Annotated in this window: 1 pseudogene; it reads left to right on the plus strand. The window is 81.5% G+C overall.

The features are described 5' to 3' along the window. Positions 1–642, plus strand: a pseudogene (locus PYV61_RS26300) (hypothetical protein); the annotation flags it as partial.

Here is a 642-nt window from a genome sequence, read left to right on the forward strand (position 1 = left end):
GCGACGACGTGGCCGGCCAGTGCGCGGGCGCGCCCGGCGACGCGCAGTCCACGCGCACGCGCACCCGCTACGGCGCGCGCCTCCCCACCCGCGTGCGCGTCCCGTGCGACGAGTCGCGCCTCGCCACCGCCGACGCGTTCGACGCGCCGCTGCTCGCCGACGACGACCGCGCGTGGCCCGTCCCGGCCCTCGACGCGCTGGCCGCCCTCGACGCGCGCCCGCCGGCGTGGGCCCCGCAGCGCCCCACGCTCCACGGCCCGCTCGGCTACACCCGCTACGACCGCGTCGAGGGGCTCTCCGTCGGCGGCGCGGTGCGCCAGTCGCTCGGCCTCGGCTACCGCTGGGAGGCCAACGCGCGCGCGAGCGAGGCCGACCGGCAGTGGGGCGCCGAGGCGTGGCTCGCCCGCGGCGACGCGGCGCGCGGGGCGGGGCGCGAGTGGCGCGGCGGCGCGTACCGCCGCCTGGAGCAGGCCGACGACTGGGGCGCCGCGTTCCGCTTCGGCGCCAGCGTGCAGAACCTGCTGTCGGGGCTCGACGAGCAGTTCTACTACCGCGCCGCCGGCGCCGAGCTCGCGGGCGCCCGCGCGCGCGCCGCCGGCGGCGCGCTGCAGTGGCGCCTGTTCGCCGAGCGGCAGCGCGAGG

Origin of the sequence: Roseisolibacter sp. H3M3-2, assembly GCF_029211165.1 — a bacterium.
Taxonomy (GTDB): domain Bacteria; phylum Gemmatimonadota; class Gemmatimonadetes; order Gemmatimonadales; family Gemmatimonadaceae; genus Roseisolibacter.